At 58.7% G+C, this 17470-nt stretch carries 17 protein-coding genes and 1 tRNA gene; 5 read left to right on the forward strand and 13 right to left on the reverse strand.

Annotation, left to right across the window (positions count from 1 at the left end):
- Window positions 1–44: 44 nt before the first annotated feature.
- The 6 genes from CWI75_RS17310 to rpsU form a co-directional block, all read right to left on the reverse strand.
- On the reverse strand, window positions 45–662 hold the full coding sequence (locus CWI75_RS17310) for an alpha-ketoglutarate-dependent dioxygenase AlkB family protein (protein ID WP_101522791.1): 618 nt from the start codon (window positions 660–662) through the stop codon (window positions 45–47).
- Between the two features lie 91 nt (window positions 663–753).
- A tRNA-Ile gene (locus CWI75_RS17315) sits at window positions 754–830 on the reverse strand.
- Between the two features lie 156 nt (window positions 831–986).
- Window positions 987–2795: an RNA polymerase sigma factor RpoD gene (gene rpoD, locus CWI75_RS17320; protein ID WP_101522792.1), complete on the reverse strand. Its 1809-nt coding sequence runs from the start codon at window positions 2793–2795 to the stop codon at window positions 987–989.
- Between the two features lie 249 nt (window positions 2796–3044).
- Window positions 3045–4889: a DNA primase gene (gene dnaG, locus CWI75_RS17325; RefSeq protein WP_101522793.1), complete on the reverse strand. Its 1845-nt coding sequence runs from the start codon at window positions 4887–4889 to the stop codon at window positions 3045–3047.
- Window positions 4890–4970: 81 nt separating this feature from the next.
- Window positions 4971–5426 carry a GatB/YqeY domain-containing protein gene (locus tag CWI75_RS17330; RefSeq protein ID WP_101522794.1) on the reverse strand — a complete coding sequence of 152 codons (456 nt, stop codon included), beginning with the start codon at window positions 5424–5426 and terminating at the stop codon, window positions 4971–4973.
- Between the two features lie 17 nt (window positions 5427–5443).
- Complete coding sequence (gene rpsU / locus CWI75_RS17335; RefSeq protein WP_101522795.1) at window positions 5444–5659, reverse strand: 30S ribosomal protein S21; 216 nt, start codon at window positions 5657–5659, stop codon at window positions 5444–5446.
- A 246-nt stretch (window positions 5660–5905) separates the two neighbouring features.
- Here rpsU and tsaD point away from each other — a divergent pair, with 246 nt between their 5' ends.
- From tsaD to folK, 3 genes are read left to right on the forward strand one after another with little or no spacing between them, the layout of a single operon-like run.
- Window positions 5906–6952, forward strand: coding sequence for a tRNA (adenosine(37)-N6)-threonylcarbamoyltransferase complex transferase subunit TsaD (tsaD, locus tag CWI75_RS17340; protein WP_101522796.1), 1047 nt, complete (start codon window positions 5906–5908; stop codon window positions 6950–6952).
- Window positions 6952–7311, forward strand: a complete 360-nt coding sequence (gene folB / locus CWI75_RS17345; protein WP_101522797.1) for a dihydroneopterin aldolase — start codon at window positions 6952–6954, stop codon at window positions 7309–7311. Before tsaD ends, folB begins: the two co-directional genes overlap by 1 nt.
- Window positions 7308–7820, forward strand: coding sequence for a 2-amino-4-hydroxy-6-hydroxymethyldihydropteridine diphosphokinase (gene folK, locus CWI75_RS17350; RefSeq protein WP_101522798.1), 513 nt, complete (start codon window positions 7308–7310; stop codon window positions 7818–7820). Before folB ends, folK begins: the two co-directional genes overlap by 4 nt.
- A 16-nt stretch (window positions 7821–7836) precedes the next feature.
- Here the strand turns inward: folK and CWI75_RS17355 are convergent, their stop codons facing one another.
- The 4 genes from CWI75_RS17355 to rsmA are packed head-to-tail and all read right to left on the reverse strand — an operon-like array spanning window position 7837 to window position 11142.
- Window positions 7837–9078 (reverse strand): multifunctional CCA addition/repair protein, encoded by a 1242-nt coding sequence (locus CWI75_RS17355; protein WP_101522799.1) that lies wholly within the window; start codon window positions 9076–9078, stop codon window positions 7837–7839.
- Complete coding sequence (locus tag CWI75_RS17360) at window positions 9063–9902, reverse strand: symmetrical bis(5'-nucleosyl)-tetraphosphatase (protein WP_101522800.1); 840 nt, start codon at window positions 9900–9902, stop codon at window positions 9063–9065. The genes CWI75_RS17355 and CWI75_RS17360 overlap by 16 nt, the downstream gene beginning before the upstream one ends.
- A gap of 10 nt (window positions 9903–9912) precedes the next feature.
- Window positions 9913–10335: a Co2+/Mg2+ efflux protein ApaG gene (gene apaG, locus CWI75_RS17365; protein ID WP_101522801.1), complete on the reverse strand. Its 423-nt coding sequence runs from the start codon at window positions 10333–10335 to the stop codon at window positions 9913–9915.
- Window positions 10336–11142, reverse strand: a complete 807-nt coding sequence (gene rsmA / locus CWI75_RS17370; RefSeq protein WP_101522802.1) for a 16S rRNA (adenine(1518)-N(6)/adenine(1519)-N(6))-dimethyltransferase RsmA — start codon at window positions 11140–11142, stop codon at window positions 10336–10338.
- Window positions 11143–11253: 111 nt separating this feature from the next.
- On the opposite strand from rsmA, the gene CWI75_RS17375 reads away from it, so the two are divergent.
- Complete coding sequence (locus CWI75_RS17375; RefSeq protein WP_101522845.1) at window positions 11254–12030, forward strand: ABC transporter permease; 777 nt, start codon at window positions 11254–11256, stop codon at window positions 12028–12030.
- Entirely contained in the window at window positions 12027–12743 is a 717-nt protein-coding gene (locus CWI75_RS17380; RefSeq protein ID WP_241521284.1) for an ABC transporter ATP-binding protein, read from the forward strand. The genes CWI75_RS17375 and CWI75_RS17380 overlap by 4 nt, the downstream gene beginning before the upstream one ends.
- Window positions 12744–12764: 21 nt before the next feature.
- Here the strand turns inward: CWI75_RS17380 and pdxA are convergent, their stop codons facing one another.
- From pdxA to CWI75_RS17395, 3 genes are read right to left on the reverse strand one after another with little or no spacing between them, the layout of a single operon-like run.
- A complete protein-coding gene (gene pdxA, locus CWI75_RS17385; protein ID WP_101522803.1) occupies window positions 12765–13766 on the reverse strand; it encodes a 4-hydroxythreonine-4-phosphate dehydrogenase PdxA in 1002 nt (333 codons plus the stop codon).
- A gap of 12 nt (window positions 13767–13778) precedes the next feature.
- A complete protein-coding gene (locus CWI75_RS17390) occupies window positions 13779–15059 on the reverse strand; it encodes a peptidylprolyl isomerase (protein ID WP_101522804.1) in 1281 nt (426 codons plus the stop codon).
- Window positions 15049–17355 (reverse strand): LPS-assembly protein LptD, encoded by a 2307-nt coding sequence (locus CWI75_RS17395; protein ID WP_241521285.1) that lies wholly within the window; start codon window positions 17353–17355, stop codon window positions 15049–15051. The genes CWI75_RS17390 and CWI75_RS17395 overlap by 11 nt, the downstream gene beginning before the upstream one ends.
- Between the last annotated feature and the right edge of the window lie 115 nt (window positions 17356–17470).

Genomic DNA, 17470 nt, shown 5'->3' on the forward strand with positions numbered 1-17470 from the left:
ATCCCCATGAGGGGACTTGCTATTCAAGACGGTATCTGACCCCATTAAATAACCTGATTTACAATGGTGCGGAAGGTGAGGTTTATCCTTGGCGTTGCGATTTTTTTTGTGGGCGGCAGTCGGTGCAGCCAGTGAGTCTGGGTCTGGTCCCGCATCACCAGCAGGCTGCCGTGCGCCAGGGTTAAGGATGTGGTGTGTTTGCTTTGTTTGTGCCTGAACGCAAATTTACGCTCCGCACCGAGGCTTACCGAGGCGATCGCGCCATGTTTCCTCAGGTCGCGCTCGCCGTCGCTGTGCCAGCCCATTCCTTCGCTGCCATCGTGGTAAAGGTTCAGGAGGCAGGAATTGAACCGTTCTCCAGTGACCTCCTCAGCCAGATTTTTCAGTGTCACCAGCGTATCAGTCCAGGGTAGCGCCTGTTTGGTGACCCGGGAATAGGTGTAGTGGAAGGGTGCGTCACCATACCAGGCAACTTTGCGACGAGTGACGATATGTTTGCCGAATATTCTGGCTTCGTCGTGCTGCCAGGCAATATTGTGTAGCAGGTTCTCGAACGAGGCGTCAGCGGTATCACGCGCTATTGCTGTGTGAAAATAGTGAACGGTACCATCGAACGGCAACAGGTTATGCGGTGAGTCGTGCTCGTTGGCGAATAGATCCATAAGATTTGCGCCAGTTGCGCAGTGCCCTTCAGGGTACATCGGTGCGGGGAAGGAAGTGCAACCTATGTGACCGGAAAGGACCGGCTGAAAATGGTGGGCCCAGAAGGACTTGAACCTTCGACCTGCCGATTATGAGTCGGATGCTCTAACCAGCTGAGCTATGGGCCCTGAACGGGGGCGCCACAGGCAGCGGCGCGGTCAAATTATATAAGAAAAACCAGTGACAGGCACAGCTTTTGGTAAATTCGGCCCTGTTTTGGCCTGAATAAAGCTTCCGGATTTGGGAAGAAACCGCCGGGAATCACCCCGGCAAGCCATGTGGTGTTACTCGTCCAGAAAGCTGCGCAGGTAGTCTGAGCGGGTGGGGTGGCGGAGCTTGCGCAGGGCCTTCGCTTCAATCTGGCGAATGCGCTCGCGGGTCACATCGAACTGCTTGCCGACTTCTTCCAGGGTGTGGTCCGTATTCATGTCGATGCCGAAACGCATCCGCAGCACCTTGGCTTCGCGGGCGGTCAGGCCGGCCAGCACATCCTTGGTCGCTTCCTGCAGGCCCTGGCCGGTGGCCGCTTCAATGGGCGAGTTGATGGTGGCATCTTCAATGAAATCACCCAGGTGTGAATCTTCGTCGTCGCCGATGGGGGTTTCCATGGAAATGGGCTCTTTGGCGATCTTGAGCACCTTGCGAACCTTGTCTTCCGGCATTTCCATGCGCTCGCCGAGTTCTTCCGGCGTGGGCTCGCGACCCATTTCCTGCAGCATCTGCCGGGAAATACGATTGAGCTTGTTGATGGTCTCAATCATGTGGACGGGTATGCGGATGGTGCGCGCCTGGTCTGCGATAGAGCGGGTTATAGCCTGGCGAATCCACCAGGTGGCATAGGTTGAGAATTTGTAGCCGCGACGGTATTCAAACTTGTCGACGGCTTTCATCAGGCCGATATTGCCTTCCTGAATAAGATCCAGGAATTGCAGGCCGCGGTTGGTGTATTTCTTGGCGATGGAAATAACCAGGCGCAGGTTGGCCTCAACCATTTCCTTTTTCGCGCGGCGTGCGCGGGCCTCGCCCATGGACATGCGGCGATTGATTTCCTTGATTTCGTAAACGCTGAGCCCGGACTGCTCTTCAACCTGCACGATGCGCCGCTGCAAGCGCAGCAGGGTCTCTTTGTGCAGGCTCAGTTTGGCGGCGTAGTCCCGTTTGGTATCGATTTGACGTTCAACCCAGTGCATATCCGACTCGGCGCCCTGGAAGGTGGAGATAAACTCCTTGCGCGGCATGCCGCAGTCGCGGATCGCGATGGTCATGATCTGCCGTTCCTGCTCGCGCACGGCTGCCAGGACCTTACGTGGCTTGTCCAGCAGGGGGTCGAAGGCGCGAGGCGTGAACTTGAAGAACTTGAACAGCTCGCCCAGCTTTTCCATTTCCCGGATCGCCGCTTTGTCGCCACGACCTTTTTCGGTAATGATTTTTTCGGTTTTAGCGTATTGACGCTTCAGGGCGGTAAAGCGTTTTTTGGCCTCCACGGGGTCGGGGCCGGATTCGGTTTCCTCGTCGCTATCCTCTGCCTGCGCTTCTGCGGCCTCGGCCACTTCCGCGGCGGAGGGCACGTGATCTGCCGGGTCGAGGTAGCCGATCATCACCTCGGCGAGGCGGCGCTCCTCTTTGACGACCTGGTCGTACTCATCGAGAATGTGCTGCACGGCACCAGGATAATAGGCAAGAGCCGAGAGCAGCTCTCGTACGCCCTCTTCAATGCGCTTGGCGATAACGATTTCGCCCTCGCGGGTGAGCAGCTCAACGGTGCCCATTTCGCGCATGTACATGCGTACGGGGTCAGTAGTACGACCGGCCTCGGTTTCCACGGCGGCGAGTGCTGCGGCAGCCTCGGCGGCTGCGATATCATCGGCCGAGCCGTCACCCTCTGCCATCAATAATTCATCGGCATCCGGTGCCACTTCAAACACCTGGATGCCCATGTCATTGATCATCTGGATGATGTCTTCAACCTGATCCGGATCGGAGATATCCTCCGGCAGATGGTCATTGACTTCGGAGTAGGTCAGATAACCCTGGTCCTTGCCCCGGGCGATGAGATCCTTGAGCCTGGACTGTTGTTGGGCGACGTTTGTCATTCAGAGGATACCTTTGAATAATGCAAAAAAAAATTAGCCGGCAATTATAAGCGAAAATGCGGTAATTTTGCCATCAAAAATCCAGGCAATTTACGGCTCTCCGGCTATGGCAGATGCTCTTGGATCTGCCGCCAATGTCCTGATATGGGGGCGATGGGCGCTGCTTGCAACCCATTGGGTCAATCCGTTGTTCTCGGCCATTCATGGGAGATTGGCACTTCCGCGTTTAACTGTCAGACATTCTGCAGCTCAGGTATTGCGCTTGTTGCGCGCGGCATCAAGGCGCTGTTTTTGTTTTAGCAATTCCCTGAGTCGCTGCTTGTCCAGTTCGCTCATGTCAGCGTAGTCTGTCAGTATAAGTTTGTCGACCTGGGCATGCAAATAGGAGCGCTCCGGGAATTGTGCCAGGGTGGCAATGGTGTCAGTGAACTGTTGCTCAATACCCTCGCTGGGGATCAGTCGTTCCTGCCCTGCCAGCCTTCCCAGTAGTTCGCCGGCCGGGGTTCCGTACCAGTGTCCGAGTAACATGGCGGTGTTCGAATCGGGACGCCGTTGTAACAGGGTCAGCAGTTCCCGTAGCAGTTCAATGTCCTCACCCTCCAGTTCGGCAAGGGGCGCCGGGTCGGCGGCAGCGGCGATCTCCGGCCTGTGCAGCAGCAGTGCAATGGCGGCCTGGGCCAGGTTGGAGTAGCCCAGGCGGGCTTTGCTGGTTGCCGCACGCTGCCTGGGCGCTGCAGTTGGGGCGGGGGCCTGTTGTTGTTCTTCCCTGGGCGTGGTGACCGCGGGTGGAGGCGCCTCCAGTTGCATCAATTCGGCGACCGTGAGGCCCGTTTTATCTGCCAGGGCCCGAAACATGAGTTGCCGGAACACCCCTTCCGGCAGCTGCCTGATGTAGGGGAGGGCGAGTTTGCTGAGCCGGGCGCGACCATCCAGGGTGCTGGTATCGAGGCTGGCGGCCACCGCATCAAACAGGAAGGTTTCCAGGGGGGTCGCCGTGGTAACCAGTTCCCGGAAACGTTCGGGACCCAGTTTGCGCACCAGCGTGTCCGGGTCTTCCCCCTCTGCCAGGAACAGGAAGCGGGCCTGACGGCCATCCTCCATGCAGGGCAACGTGGCTTCGAGGGCGCGAAACGCGGCCTTGCGGCCGGCTTCATCACCATCGAAACAAAAGACGACCTCTGAAGTCAGGCGATAGAGTCGTTGCAGGTGGGTTTGGCTGGTCGCTGTACCGAGGGTGGCGGTGGCGTTGGTGATACTATGTTGGGCCAGGGCGATGACATCCATGTAGCCTTCAACGACCAGCACCCGTTCCAGCTTGCGATTGGCCTGGCGTGCCTGGTAAAGGCCGTACAGCTCCCGGCTCTTGGAGAAGATCGGGGTTTCCGGGGAATTAAGGTATTTGGGTTTGTCATCTCCCAGGACACGCCCGCCGAAGGCGACCACGCGCCCGCGCTGATCGCGGATCGGGAACACAATCCGGTCGCGGAAGCGGTCATAACTGCGGCCGGCATCGTTTTGTACCAGCATGCCGCTTTCCAGCAACAGTTTGCGCTGTTGTTCGTCGGCGCCGAGTGCCTGCAGCAGATTGTCCCATCCCGGGGGCGCAAAACCCACGTCAAAGTCCTTCGCAATATGCCCGGTGAGTCCGCGCTGCTTGAGGTAGGTGACCGCGCGCTGTGCCTGGGGGTGTTTGCGCAGTTGCTGCTGGTAATACCTCGCTGCCTGTTCGAGCAGGGCGTACAGCGGCTTGTTGCTGTCCTGCTGTGACGCCTGTGACCTGCCACCCGGGGTTTGCTCGCGGGGTACTTCCAGGCCCAGGCTGCCGGCCAGGGTTTCTACCGCCTGCGGAAAATCGACGTTTTCGTAATCCATTACGAAGCCGAGCGCATTGCCGCCGGCGCCACAGCCAAAGCAGTAAAAGAACTGTTTATCGGGATTAACGCTGAAAGAAGGGGTTTTTTCTTCGTGGAAAGGGCATCGCGCGCTGTAGTTCTTGCCGGTCTTCTTCAGCTTCACCCGGCGGTCGACAACCTCCACGATATCCGCCCGGTCGAGCAGGTCATCAATGAATTTTTGCGGTATGCGTCCGGCCATCGGGGTGTCAGTAGCGTATCGGGAAGAACCGCTTATTGAAGCACGGTCACGGAGGGAAGTCTAAATGTGCCGGCGGGCGAATCAGCCCGCGAGGCGGGTTTTAACCAGTTTGCTGACCGCGCCAATATCAGCCCGGCCCTGCAGCTTTGGTTTCAGCTGGGCCATGACGGCGCCCATTGCCTGCATACCCTCGGCGCCGGCATTGGCTATGGCCTCATCAATCATGGCGCGCAGTTCCTCTTCACCAAGCGGGGTGGGAAGAAACTCCTGGATAACCGCGATTTCCTGTTCTTCGACGGCGGCCAGCTCTTCGCGATTGGCCGCTTTGTACTGCTGCACGGAATCCCGGCGCTGCTTGACCATCTTGTCGAGCACCGCAAGAGCCCGCGCGTCATCAATCTCAATGCGTTCATCCACCTCAATTCGCTTGAACTCAGACAGGATCAGCCGGATCGCACCGAGGCGCTCTTTATCCCTGGCCTTCATGGCTGTCTTCATTTCAGCCTTGAGGGTGTCCCTGATGGAAGTGTCGCTCATGGGCGGTCCCGGTGCCTCTAGTACAGGCGGACGCGCTTGCGGTTGTCCCGGGAAATCTTTTTCAGGTGGCGCTTGACTGCTGCAGCAGCAGCACGCTTGCGCGTAGTGGTGGGTTTCTCGTAGTGTTCACGCTTGCGCACTTCAGCCAGTACACCGGCTTTTTCGCAAGAGCGCTTGAAGCGACGCAGGGCAACGTCAAAAGGCTCGTTTTCTTTAACCTTGATATTGGGCATTCAGTCTTTACCTGTTCTGTTTGAAAAACGTCGGCCAACCGCAACGGCAGCCAAGGCTGTAAAAGGTCGCGTATTCTATACTCAACGAACCGGCTTTGCAAAGCCCCCACAGGCCATCTCTTGATCGGGCGCAAGCGGTTGCTGCCGTGGTTTACCGAAACCCTAGCCGGGATGCAGCCCACCAGCGCCTACCCCCTGCATCCGTAAGCCGGTATCATGCGCGCTTTCGCTACCGTGGTGTTAATAATGCTGATTCTTGGCCTGGAAACCTCTTGCGATGAGACCGGCGTAGCGCTCTACGATACCGGGCGCGGCCTGCTGGCGCATGCCCTGTTCAGCCAGGTGGATATCCATGTGGAATACGGGGGCGTGGTGCCGGAGCTGGCATCCCGGGATCACGTGCGCAAGGCGTTGCCGCTGCTCAGGCAGGTGCTCGATGACGCCGGTTGCTCGCCACAGGACCTGGATGGCATCGCCTATACCGCTGGGCCTGGTCTGGTAGGGGCACTGATGGTGGGCGCCACGCTGGCTCAGTCGCTCGCCTGGGCCTGGGGAATCCCGGCGCTGGGCGTGCATCACATGGAGGGCCATCTGCTGGCGCCGATGCTGGAAGAGGAGCGGCCGGAATTCCCCTTTGTCGCGCTGCTGGTATCCGGCGGGCATACCCAGCTGGTGCGGGTTGACGGTATTGGTGAATACCGTTTGCTGGGCGAATCGCTGGATGACGCGGCGGGCGAGGCCTTTGACAAGGCCGCGAAAATGCTGGGCCTGCCCTATCCCGGCGGACCTCATATTGCCCGCCTCGCGGAAAGCGGCGATCCCGGCCGCTTCGATTTCCCGCGCCCTATGATCAATCGGCCGGGGCTTGATTTCAGTTTCAGTGGCCTGAAAACCTTCACCCTTAATACGGTCAATGACTGCCGCAGGGACAGCGGGCTCACCCAACAGGATAAATGCGATATCGCTCGCGCGTTCGAAGAGGCGGTGGTTGCCACACTGGTCATCAAGTGCCGCAGGGCACTGGAGCAGGAAGGCCTGCCAACGCTGGTGATAGCCGGTGGCGTCAGTGCCAACCGCAATCTCCGTGGCCGCTTACAGACGGCCCTGGCCAAAATCGGCGCACGGGTGTTTTATCCGGCTCCCGAGTTCTGTACCGATAATGGCGCCATGATCGCCTATGCCGGTGCCCAGCGTCTGCATGCGGGGCAGCAGGATACCCCGACGGCAACAGTGCGTCCGCGCTGGCCGATGGAGGAATTACCGCCACTGGCGGCTGTGCGGGAGGTCTGTTGATGGATATTGTCTTCATTCGTGAACTGCGGGCTGATGCGGTGATCGGGGTTTATGACTGGGAGCGCAGTATCCGCCAGACTCTGGTGCTGGACCTGGAGCTGGCCTGGGACAACCGCCCGGCGGCAGCGGGGGACGCAATTGAGCGGGCGCTGGATTATGCCGCGGTGTCCAGCCGGGTAATAAGCTGTATTGAGGGCAGCAGCTTCAGGTTACTGGAATCACTGGCCGAGGAAGTGGCAGAGCTGGTGCTGTCCGAGTTTGGCGTACCCTGGCTGCGGCTGCGCCTGTGCAAGCCCGGCGCTGTGCTGCAGGCTCGCGATGTGGGTGTGTTGATTGAACGCGGAAATCGACCCGAATGACAACGGTATACCTGGGACTGGGCAGTAATATCGAGCGCGAGCAGTCGATAGCAGCGGGACTCGATGCGCTGGAGGAGCTGTTTGGCGAGTTATCGCTGTCGGCAGTCTATGACAGCCCTGCGATTGGCTTTGATGGCGACGCTTTCCTCAATATGGTGGTAGGCGTGGAAACACAGTTGCCGCTGGCTGAGCTGGCATCCCGGTTGCGCGAGATCGAGACCGCCCATGGACGGCCGGTTAATGCCACCCGGTTTTCGGCGCGGCAACTGGATATCGATATTCTCACCTATGGCACTACAATTGGGGTGATTGCCGGAGTGGTGTTGCCACGAGGCGAAATTCTGGAAAACGCTTTTGTGTTGCGGCCGCTGGCGGAGCTTGCGCCCACGGCGTTGCATCCCGTGACCGGTATTTCCTATGCCAGTCTGTGGCGGGCTTTTGATCAGGCCAGCCAGCCACTTCATCGGGTGTATTTCGAGTGGCACCGTCGTTGTATTTCGCAGCCGTAAAAAAACGCGTTCCCGATCAGGTTTCTCCGCTGCTACGCAATGCGTCAAGCAAGTGTGTCTGTTCTGCGGTAATCGCCTGGCCCAGAGCTTTGCCGGAAAGGCCCTGGGCGAGAAAGGGGGTAGCAGTTACAGAGCGTGCCAGGGTCAGTGCTCTTTGCAGGTATCGGGCCTGGGGATAGCCCTGTTCTTCTTTGCCGGCCCGGCCCCGGGCATCGGCTTCGCAGGCCAGTAAAAAGGCGTGGAAGCGCTCGGGCTGGCGCAGGGCACCGGTGGCGTTCAGCAATTTGAGCAGAGTCTTGCCACGCAATTCCAGCGCCCGGTGCGCCAGCAAGTGATACTCGCAGACATGCAGGGCAAGGTCCCGGTGCTGGTTTGGTGTGCGCAAGCGCTTGCACACCTCGCGAACGAGGGGCAGGCCACGGTGTTCGTGGCCGATGTGTCGCGGCCACGCCGATTCCGGGGTCAGGCCCTTGCCCAGGTCATGCAGTAATGCGGCGAAACGGACATCCGTGGCAGGGCTAAGTCGAGCAGCCTGTTGCAACACCATGAGCGTATGCACCCCGGTATCAATCTCCGGATGATGTGTCGTAGTTTGGGGTACCCCGAACAGTGCGTCCACCTCGGGTAGCAGTACCCTCAGGGCCCCACAGTCGCGTAGTACGGTAATGAATACCTCTGGATTGCGTTCCCCGAGTGCCCGTTCGATTTCTACCCAGATCCTTTCCGCGGGCAGGTACTCCAGCTCTCCCCGGGACACTATTTCTGTCATCAGGGCGCTGGTTTCGTCGGCTACTGTAAAGCCCAGATGCGCATAGCGGGCGGCGAAGCGTGCGGTGCGCAACACCCGTAAAGGGTCTTCAACAAAGGCCTCGGAGACATGGCGCAACAGTTTGTCGGCGAGGTCCTGCCGGCCTCCGTAGGGATCAATAATGTGGTCTTCGCGGTCCTGGGCCATGGCATTGATGGTCAGATCCCGACGGCGCAGGTCCTCCTCAAGGGTTACTCCCGGGTCGCAATCCACTGCAAAGCCGCTATAGCCGTGCCCCTGCTTGCGTTCAGTCCGGGCCAGGGCATATTCGTCCTTGGTTTGCGGGTGCAGAAATACCGGGAAGTCCTTGCCGACCTGCTGAAACCCCCGGCGCAGCATCTCCTCGGGCGTTGCTCCCACCACCACCCAGTCCCGTTCATGGACGGGGTAGCCCAGCAGTGCGTCACGCACGGCACCGCCCACCAGGTAGGTCCTTAATGTTTCCGGCACTTGCCGTCCTTGCACTGGCAGCGGATCCTTTCACCGCTATCGAGATTGAAGAGAGTCATTGATCCACCCCAGACGCAGCCTGTATCCAGGCCGATCGCGTTGGGACTGTCCGTCTGGCCCTCAATAGAGGCCCAGTGGCCGAATATGATGCGGTCTCCGGCGGTTTTGCGCTCCGGGTGGCTAAACCAGGGCGATACCTTTTTGCTGTCGCCCGCCACCGTGTGGTTGGGGCTGGGGCCCTTGCTCTCCAGGTCCAGTACACCCTTGCGGGTACAAAAGCGCATCCGGGTAAGGTAATTGGTGATGACCCGAAGTCGCGCCATTCCGGTAAGGTCATCGGACCATACGGCTGGTTCGTTGCCATACATTGCCTGCAGGAAATTGACACATTCGGGGCTCTGCAGAACCTGCTCTACCTCCCGGGCATATCCAATCGCCTCTTCCACTGACCACTGTGGCGGGATACCCGCATGTACCAGGGTGAAGCCGTGTTCGTGGTGCAGTAACGGCCGGTGGGTGAGCCAGTTCAGCAGCGTATCGCGGTCCGGTGCCGCGATAATCTTGCCCAGGGTGTCGGAGCTGGAAAGCGTGCGGACACCCGCGGCAACCGCCAGTAAGTGCAAGTCATGATTACCCAGCACCATAACCAGGTTATCCCTCATGTCATACAGAAAACGCAGGGTTTTCAAACACTTGGGTCCGCGATTGACGGCGTCGCCGACAGACCACAGCTGATCCCGGTCGGGCTTGAAGGCAACCTTTTTGAGCAGGCATTTGAGCGGTTGCAGGCAACCCTGGATATCCCCAACGGCGTAAATAGTCACCCGGATTACCTTAGTTCAGTGCCGTGGGTGTATGCAGGGTAAAGGCGGCAACGGGCACCTCAAAAGCAGGCCGGGCCAATGGACCGGGCTCCCTTTTTGCCAATTCGATCATGGTAAAGCTGCCCTCCATGTAGCCGACCGGAGTCGGCAGGGTGGTACCGCTGGTATAGCGGAAAAACTTTCCCGGCTGAATGTGTGGCTGCTCTCCCACTACTCCCTCGCCCCGAACCTCCTGCACTTCGCCGTGGCCGTCAGTAATAACCCAGTGCCTTGATAATAGCTGCACCGGCACCTCCGCGTTGTTACTGATACTGATCGTATAGGCAAAGGTGTACTGCTGGCTTTCCGGACGGGAGTGACGCGGGAGGTAGGTGGTGAGAACATCCACATCCACCAGCGCCGGGTTGAATAAGGTCTCTGGTTCTTTATTCATCTAGTCGGTACCTCTGCTGAGGTGATTGGCGAGGGCAATAAAGTCCTCCAGCGACAGGGTCTCGGCCCTGGCACCGGGATCTAGGCCCAGGGACTCCAGTGCAGCATCGTCCAGTATACCTTTTAAATTGTTGCGCAGGGTTTTGCGTCGTTGGGCGAAAGCGGATTGGACTACCTGTCGAAGCGCCCGGGTATCACACGCCGGCCAGGGCGAGCCCGCATGTGGCGTAAGCCGTACAATAGCTGATTGCACCCTGGGGGGTGGGAAAAACGCCTCCGGTGGCACATCGAACAGGTGCTCCACCTCACAGTGGTACTGGGCCATGATGCCTAGCCGGCCCCAGTGTTTGGTGCCGGGTTGCGCCGCCAGCCGGTTGACGACTTCACGTTGCAGCATGAAATGCATGTCCTGGATATGGGGCGCAAACTCCAGCAGTCGAAAAATCAACGGCGTGGAGATGTTGTAGGGCAAGTTACCCACAACACGCAGTGGTACGCCGTCTGCCGCCAGGGCGGCGAAATCAAAATCCAGTGCATCTGCGCTGTGTAGCTTGAAGTGCGGAAAGATGCTGAAGGCCGCCAGCAGGCCACTGACCAGATCCCGGTCGAGTTCAATGACGTCAAGGCGCAGGTCTGGACTTATCAGGGCTTTGGTCAGCGCTCCCTGGCCGGGACCGATTTCCACCAGGTGCTCGCCAGGGAGTGGATGAACGGCATCTGCTATGCGTGCGATGACGCCATCATCCTGGAGAAAGTTCTGGCCAAAACGCTTACGGGGAGTATGGCTGGTTTTCGGTTTTTTGCTCATGGCGCAGAGTTTACTGTGCCGGGCGCTTATGCGCAGCCTTTATGGATCAAATTCGCCGGCACTGGTAGACTCGCCGACTCACTATTCGAGACCCGGTGGCCGCATAGTCCCATGACCTTTCCCCAGTTTTTCTCCCTGGTTGACACCATGGCGCGGATGTCGCTGAAAGCGGACGCGGCACGCTACCTGTTCGGCTATATCTGGTGGGTTCTGGAGCCACTGCTGTACGTGCTGGTATTTTATGTGGTGTTCGAGCTGATCCTGCAAAACAGGCAGGAAAATTTCCTGGTTTTCCTGATGTGCGGCAAGTTGACCTTTATCTGGTTTTCCAAATCCGTGAACCAGGCGGCGCGCAGTATCGTTGGCGGTGTTGGCCTGATTGGGAAGGTCGATGTGCCGAAAAGCGTTTTCCCCATGGCGGTTATCCAGGAGGGCCTGTACAAGCAGGCAGCGGTATTCGCTCTGCTGTTTACCGTACTCTTGTTCAGTGGATACCCGATAACCTGGACGTGGGTCTGGCTGGCCCCGTTGATAGTGGTAAATTATGTGATGATTGTTGCCTGCAGCTTGCTGTGCGCTTACCTCGTCTGCCTGGCCTTCGATTTTGTCGTGCTGGTGAGTCTGGGTACTATTTTCCTGTTGTTCATATCCGGCGTTTTCTGGGATCCGCGGGCACTACCGGACCCGGCGATGACAGACCTTATCCTGACGGTAAACCCGCTGGCCTTTATTCTGGACGCCTATCGACAGATATTGATGGCAGGTGTCGCGCCCGATGGGCTGCATCTGGCGGCCATCGGCGCCGGCTTCGGTTTGCTGGCGGTCTTGTTGCTGTTGCTGATCCGCCGGACCGGGCAGTTTCTGGCACTGAAAGTGATTACATCATGACGCAGACGGAGCGGCAGCGGGACATCATGCTGGAACTGGTCGATGTCAGCCACAGTTTTCATGCCCGGAAATCGAGTTTCGACCACGGTATTCACACTGTGCTCGACAGGGTCTCGCTTACGCTTTTTAAAGGCGAGACCCTGGGCGTTATCGGTCGTAACGGTGCCGGTAAAACCACGATGCTTCGGTTGATGGCGGGCATTTTCGCACCTCGTTCAGGTGCCGTTTTGCGCCGTCCGGGCACTACCTGCGCCCTGCTGAGCCTGGGCCTGGGGTTTCAGCCGCAATTATCCGGTAGCGATAATGCCTTGCTGTCGGCGATGTTACAGGGGCTGTCCCGGCGTGCCGCCAGGGCCTGTCTCGAAGAGATTCGGGAATTTTCGGAACTCGGCCAGTCTTTTGATGAGCCCGTTAAGACCTACTCCGCAGGCATGCGGGCGCGCTTGGGCTTTACCACAGCGTTAATGACCCACGTTGATATTCTGCTGATAGACGAAGTATTGAGCGTTGGCGATAAAGCCTTTCGACGCAAGGCGGAAACCGCGATGAAAGGCCGTATTACCGGAGAGCAGACCGTTGTTTTCGTGTCGCATGCCGAGGGCCAGGTGCGTGCACTCTGCGACAGGGCAATCTGGATTGAGGACGGTCGTGTGCGGGCGCAAGGCGATACTGGCGAGGTGCTGGATCAATACCGGGAACCACAGGAGAAGTGATCCTTGAAAACGATAAGGGTATCACTTGCCGGAGTGCTCCGCCTGCCTTGAGGCCAGCGTGACAGCCATTGCCAGTGCCGCCCGCAAGCTACCATCCCCGGCCATTCCGGTTCCGGCCAGGTCCAGTGCAGTACCATGATCCACTGAAGTGCGGATAATCGGCAGCCCCAGCGTGATATTCACGGCGTTGCCAAACCCCGCGTATTTCAATACCGGCAGCCCCTGGTCATGGTACATGGCCAGATAGGCATCCGTCCGGGCCAGGGTATCGGCATTAAAGGCCGTGTCCGCCGGCAGCGGGCCGAGCAGGTCCATGCCCTGTGCGCGCAGGTTTTCCAGGGCGGGGATAATGATGTCGAGTTCTTCCCGCCCCAGATGCCCACCCTCGCCCGCATGCGGATTGAGTCCCAGTACCGCGATACAGGGCGCGCCGATGCCAAATTTTTGCATCAGGTCACGGTGCAGGATACTAATGCTGGTAGTGATTGAGGTCGCGGTAATTGCCTCCGGCACTTGTGCGAGGGGGAGGTGGGTCGTCGCCAGCGCCACCCGCAATTCGCCGGCGGCCAGCAGCATGACCACCTGTGCGGTAGCGGTTCTGGCGGCCAGGAATTCGGTATGACCGCTGAAAGGGATTCCGGCGTCATTGATGACCGATTTCTGCACCGGTGCCGTCACCATGGCGTCGAATCTGCCCGCCACGCAGCCGTCTACGGCTTGTTGCAACGTGTCCAGTACCCAGTGGGCATTACCGACATCCAGTTTCCCCGCGATCACCGGCACTGCGGTCGGCACGGCCTGAACGTGTATCGTGCCCGCCTGTTGCGGACGGGCCGGCGCGTCGAAATCCACTGTCTGTAGTGTCAGGGGCAAGCCTAGCTTGCGAGCGCGTGCCATCAGCAGTTCAGGGTCTGTGATGGCTACCAGTTCCGCCGGCCAGTCCTGTTGGGCGATCATGGCAACAATATCCGCACCGATTCCCGCCGGTTCCCCGAGGGTAATGGCGATTCTCGGTACGGTCATGATGCTCTGTGCCTACTTTATGTCAACGAACGCTTCGTCGCGGATTTTACGCAGCCATACGTCCAGCTCTTCATCGTACTTGCGCTGACGCAGCGCATCCGTTGCCTGTGCCCGAATGGCGTCCTGGGTCATATCCTGCTCGCGCCGATCCAGAATCTCCAGGATATGCCAGCCAAATTGTGTTCTCACCGGATCTGAAATCTCGCCGGTTTCGGTATTGGCAATCGCTTGATCAAATTCCGGCACCATCTGCCCGGTCATGGTCCAGCCGAGGTCCCCGCCCTCTGCCGCAGAGCCGATGTCTTCCGAATGTTCTCTGGCAAGCTCGCCGAAGTCTTCACCGTCTTCGGCCCGCTCCCTGAGCGCCATGATTTTGGCTTCAGCCTGTTCCGAAGTCATGATCTCTGAAGGCCGCAGCAGGATATGGCGCACTTTTGTCTGGTTTACGATCTGCGTGCCACCCTTCATTTCGGCGACGTGCACCAGATGGAGTCCGGAGGGGCTACGCACCGGGTCAGAGGTTGTCCCCACCGCCAGTGAAGGCACGATGTCGCTGAAAAGCGTCGGCAGATCTTCCAGCTTGCGCCAGCCGAGATCACCGCCCGAGAAGGTATAAGGACCACTATTGCCGGAAATCACCTGGTCAAAGGATTCGCCACCACGGATGCGCTGCAGCAGCTGTTGCAGATAAGCGCGTGCTTCAGTGATTTCCTTTTCGGGGGCATCGGCAGATATAGGCAACAGGGCATGCAAAACCCGGTATTCCGGCTGGCTCAGCTTTTTTCCCTCCGGGGAGGTGAGGAAGTTATCCACCTCTTCCTCGGATATCTGGATACGCTGATTGACGTTACCCGACTGCACACGCTGGATGATCATTTCGCGACGGATCTGTTCGCGCATTTCGGCGTAGGACTGGCCTTCCTGTTCCAATGCTACCCGGAACTGCTCCGGGGACATCTGGTTCTGCGCTGCGATACGCTCCATTGCGGCATTCAGCTGGGCATCGGAGATTCGCGCACCCACACGGTTACCGATTTGCAGCTGAATACTCTCGATAATCAGCCGGTCCAGGGTTTCCCGAATCAGCACATCTTCCGGCGGTACTTCGACCCCCCGCGAGCGCAGGGTTTGCGTAATGCCTTGCACCCGCTCCCGCAGTTCACTCGCCATGACGACATCGTCGTCGACGATGGCGACCACCTGGTCAAGCATTTGAGTCTGGGCGTGGCCCGATCCCGCGGCCAGCAGTAAAGCCGCCATGCCGAAGGCCAATAGTACAGATTTAATAGTCACGATCTTGGAAACCTCGAATCATATCTTCCAGCAGGTCGGAAACCCTGTTACCAAAGCCGCCCATACCCTTGAGGACAACTTGGACCTGTGTGGAGCGCTTCCGTTCCAGATCCGGGTCGCTGAAATCGGTATTCTGGCCGGGAGCATTGTCAAAATAGCGCAGATGCAGCAGGCGTACCCGCCAACAGCAGGTATCGTATTCTATTCCGACGACATCTTCCACGCTGGTGGCATCCTCAATACTGTAGTTCACGGCCGCGAACAGTTTCCAGCGGTTGTTCAAGGGGTAATGAGCAGAGGCGTGAGCCTGTTCAGTGACCCCTTCCGGGTTGACCTGGGTTAGCGGGCGCCGGTAGGAGTAGCCGAGATTGAATACGGCGTTATCATCACGCCGGTAACTGGCTTGCAGGCTGCCGGCATTCATGTTGCCGCTGTCCGGATCCCATACCAGGCTGTTGCGCAGGCTTAGACGTTTGTTGGGATAGAAGTTGAGCTCTGCCGCCATCTCCGAGCTCGACTGGTCAAGGGCCGGATCCTGGGGGTTCAGGCGTACACGTCTGTCATCAAAGTAGAAGATCTGGCCGAGGCTGGCGTTGAGGTATTCGCGACCGTCTTCATCACTGATGTAGCGGGTGGTCAGGCCCAGGGACAGCTGGTTGGAATCGTCCAGGCGATCACGACCCGAGAATCGTGTTTCCCGAAACAACTGGTTGTAGCTGAAGGTAAGTTCAGCGCTATCGAAGTCAGGCTGGTCAGACTGATCTTCGTATTCGCTACGCAGGTAGTAGAAGCGAGGTTCCAGTGTCTGCAGCAGGCCGCGTCCCGCCAGCCCGGTGCGCCGCTCAAACACGAGTCCGCCATCAATGCTGGCCAGCGCCGAGCCAGTTGAAGGACTGTTTCCCGCCACCAGGCCCTGTTCATTCAGTTCATACTCAAGATAGCGGTATTTAACCGTAGGCCTGAGAAAACCGTATTGCCATAGCATGGGAGCGGTGGCCCCACCCTCAAGATAAACCCGTTGGCCGGTGACGCGATCATCATCGGTATCGAAGTAAGAGTACTGGCCTAAAAAAATCGGGTTGATTTCAAAAGGCGTGTTGGCCGTGCGATAGCTGGCGGTAATCTGGGGAAGCTTCTTGTAGTCATTGCTGATGTCGTCCGCGAGAGACTGAAACTGCTGGAACTCCGCCCCGATCAGCCACTCCTCGCCCAGATAATCCATTGATGCCAGCTGGAGCAGATTGGTGCGGCGCCTCATATCCAGGTTGGAGGTGTCCAGGTCCTTGAGATAGTCGACATCGCTGGCCCTGGAATAGTCCACGCGGGAGCGCCAGCGCTGATCGAACAGCCCATTTTGCTTGATTACACCAAGCCAGCGCTTCTGGTCCTCCTGTTGGGGGCGATCGCGCAGGAACTGATCGTCCTGGGCCATATAGGCGCCGCCGACTGTCCATGATCCTGTCTTTTGATCCAGGTAACGGGCCTCCAGCTCGTGATTTGTACCGCGTTCCTGAATGTAGCGAGGGGTGTAAAGAAGGTCGTAATTGGGAGCCAGATTAAAGTAGATCGGAACGGCTACATCCAGGCCGCCACTGCTGTCGGAGCCGAGATCCGGCCACAGCAGCCCCGTACGCCGGCGGTCATCCAGGGGGAATCGCAGCCACGGCAGGTACAGCACGGGCACGCCCCCAAGGTCCAGTTTGGCGCCGCGGGCTGTGCCGACGCCTTCGTCCACATCCAGCTTGATACTGTCGGCGCGAATAGCCCATTCATCGCTACCCGGCGCACAATAGGACATGCTACCGTCGGTGATGAACAGCAGGCCTTCAGCGTTGCGCCGTAACTGTCCGGCACTGCCGTGCAGGTGTTGCTCGTGGAGGACAAATTCGCTCTGCTCGATACTGGCTTCGCCGGTTTCGGTGGAATATCGTGCCTCCTCCCCCCGCAATAGCAGACCGGGTTCACGCAGGGTGATGCCGCCGGTGAGCCTGCCTTCGCCTTCGTCGCGGTTGAAGTAGGCATCGCCGCCGCGCAGCTGCCGGTAGCCCTGTTCAACGGTAACACCGCCACGCAGATAGATGTCGTCACCCTGCAGCTCCGACTGGGTGGCCCGGGCACGTATGTCGGCACTTTCGGGGCTGCCCGAGACATCCGACCCCGCGAGGGGATCAATGTAGCGTCCGCCACAACTGCGACAGAGCGGGTCACGCAGTTCCTCGGGTACCTCTGCAACAGGTACCCAATCGAGCGCGGCGACATCATTTGCTGTAGCATTCTGGGCCGCGATTAACGGCATCAGTAAACCCATGGCGAGCGCAAGCGGACGCAATAATGGCCTTGGGATGGGCTGTGGACTGCGGAAGCGATACGGAATCATTAAGGCTGGATGCATTTTTTGGTATAAACGCGGA

Origin of the sequence: Kineobactrum sediminis, from assembly GCF_002868715.1 — a bacterium.
GTDB lineage: Bacteria > Pseudomonadota > Gammaproteobacteria > Pseudomonadales > Halieaceae > Kineobactrum > Kineobactrum sediminis.

Bases quoted from the DNA above. Each gene is read 5' to 3' on its own strand.
- CWI75_RS17310 (WP_101522791.1), bottom strand. From the start codon at position 662: ATGGATCTATTCGCCAACGAGCACGACTCACCGCATAACCTGTTGCCG.
- rpoD (WP_101522792.1), bottom strand. From the start codon at position 2,795: ATGACAAACGTCGCCCAACAACAGTCCAGGCTCAAGGATCTCATCGCC.
- dnaG (WP_101522793.1), bottom strand. From the start codon at position 4,889: ATGGCCGGACGCATACCGCAAAAATTCATTGATGACCTGCTCGACCGG.
- CWI75_RS17330 (WP_101522794.1), bottom strand. From the start codon at position 5,426: ATGAGCGACACTTCCATCAGGGACACCCTCAAGGCTGAAATGAAGACA.
- rpsU (WP_101522795.1), bottom strand. From the start codon at position 5,659: ATGCCCAATATCAAGGTTAAAGAAAACGAGCCTTTTGACGTTGCCCTG.
- tsaD (WP_101522796.1), top strand. From the start codon at position 5,906: ATGCTGATTCTTGGCCTGGAAACCTCTTGCGATGAGACCGGCGTAGCG.
- folB (WP_101522797.1), top strand. From the start codon at position 6,952: ATGGATATTGTCTTCATTCGTGAACTGCGGGCTGATGCGGTGATCGGG.
- folK (WP_101522798.1), top strand. From the start codon at position 7,308: ATGACAACGGTATACCTGGGACTGGGCAGTAATATCGAGCGCGAGCAG.
- apaG (WP_101522801.1), bottom strand. From the start codon at position 10,335: ATGAATAAAGAACCAGAGACCTTATTCAACCCGGCGCTGGTGGATGTG.
- rsmA (WP_101522802.1), bottom strand. From the start codon at position 11,142: ATGAGCAAAAAACCGAAAACCAGCCATACTCCCCGTAAGCGTTTTGGC.
- CWI75_RS17375 (WP_101522845.1), top strand. From the start codon at position 11,254: ATGACCTTTCCCCAGTTTTTCTCCCTGGTTGACACCATGGCGCGGATG.
- CWI75_RS17380 (WP_241521284.1), top strand. From the start codon at position 12,027: ATGACGCAGACGGAGCGGCAGCGGGACATCATGCTGGAACTGGTCGAT.
- pdxA (WP_101522803.1), bottom strand. From the start codon at position 13,766: ATGACCGTACCGAGAATCGCCATTACCCTCGGGGAACCGGCGGGAATC.
- CWI75_RS17395 (WP_241521285.1), bottom strand. From the start codon at position 17,355: ATGCCGTTAATCGCGGCCCAGAATGCTACAGCAAATGATGTCGCCGCG.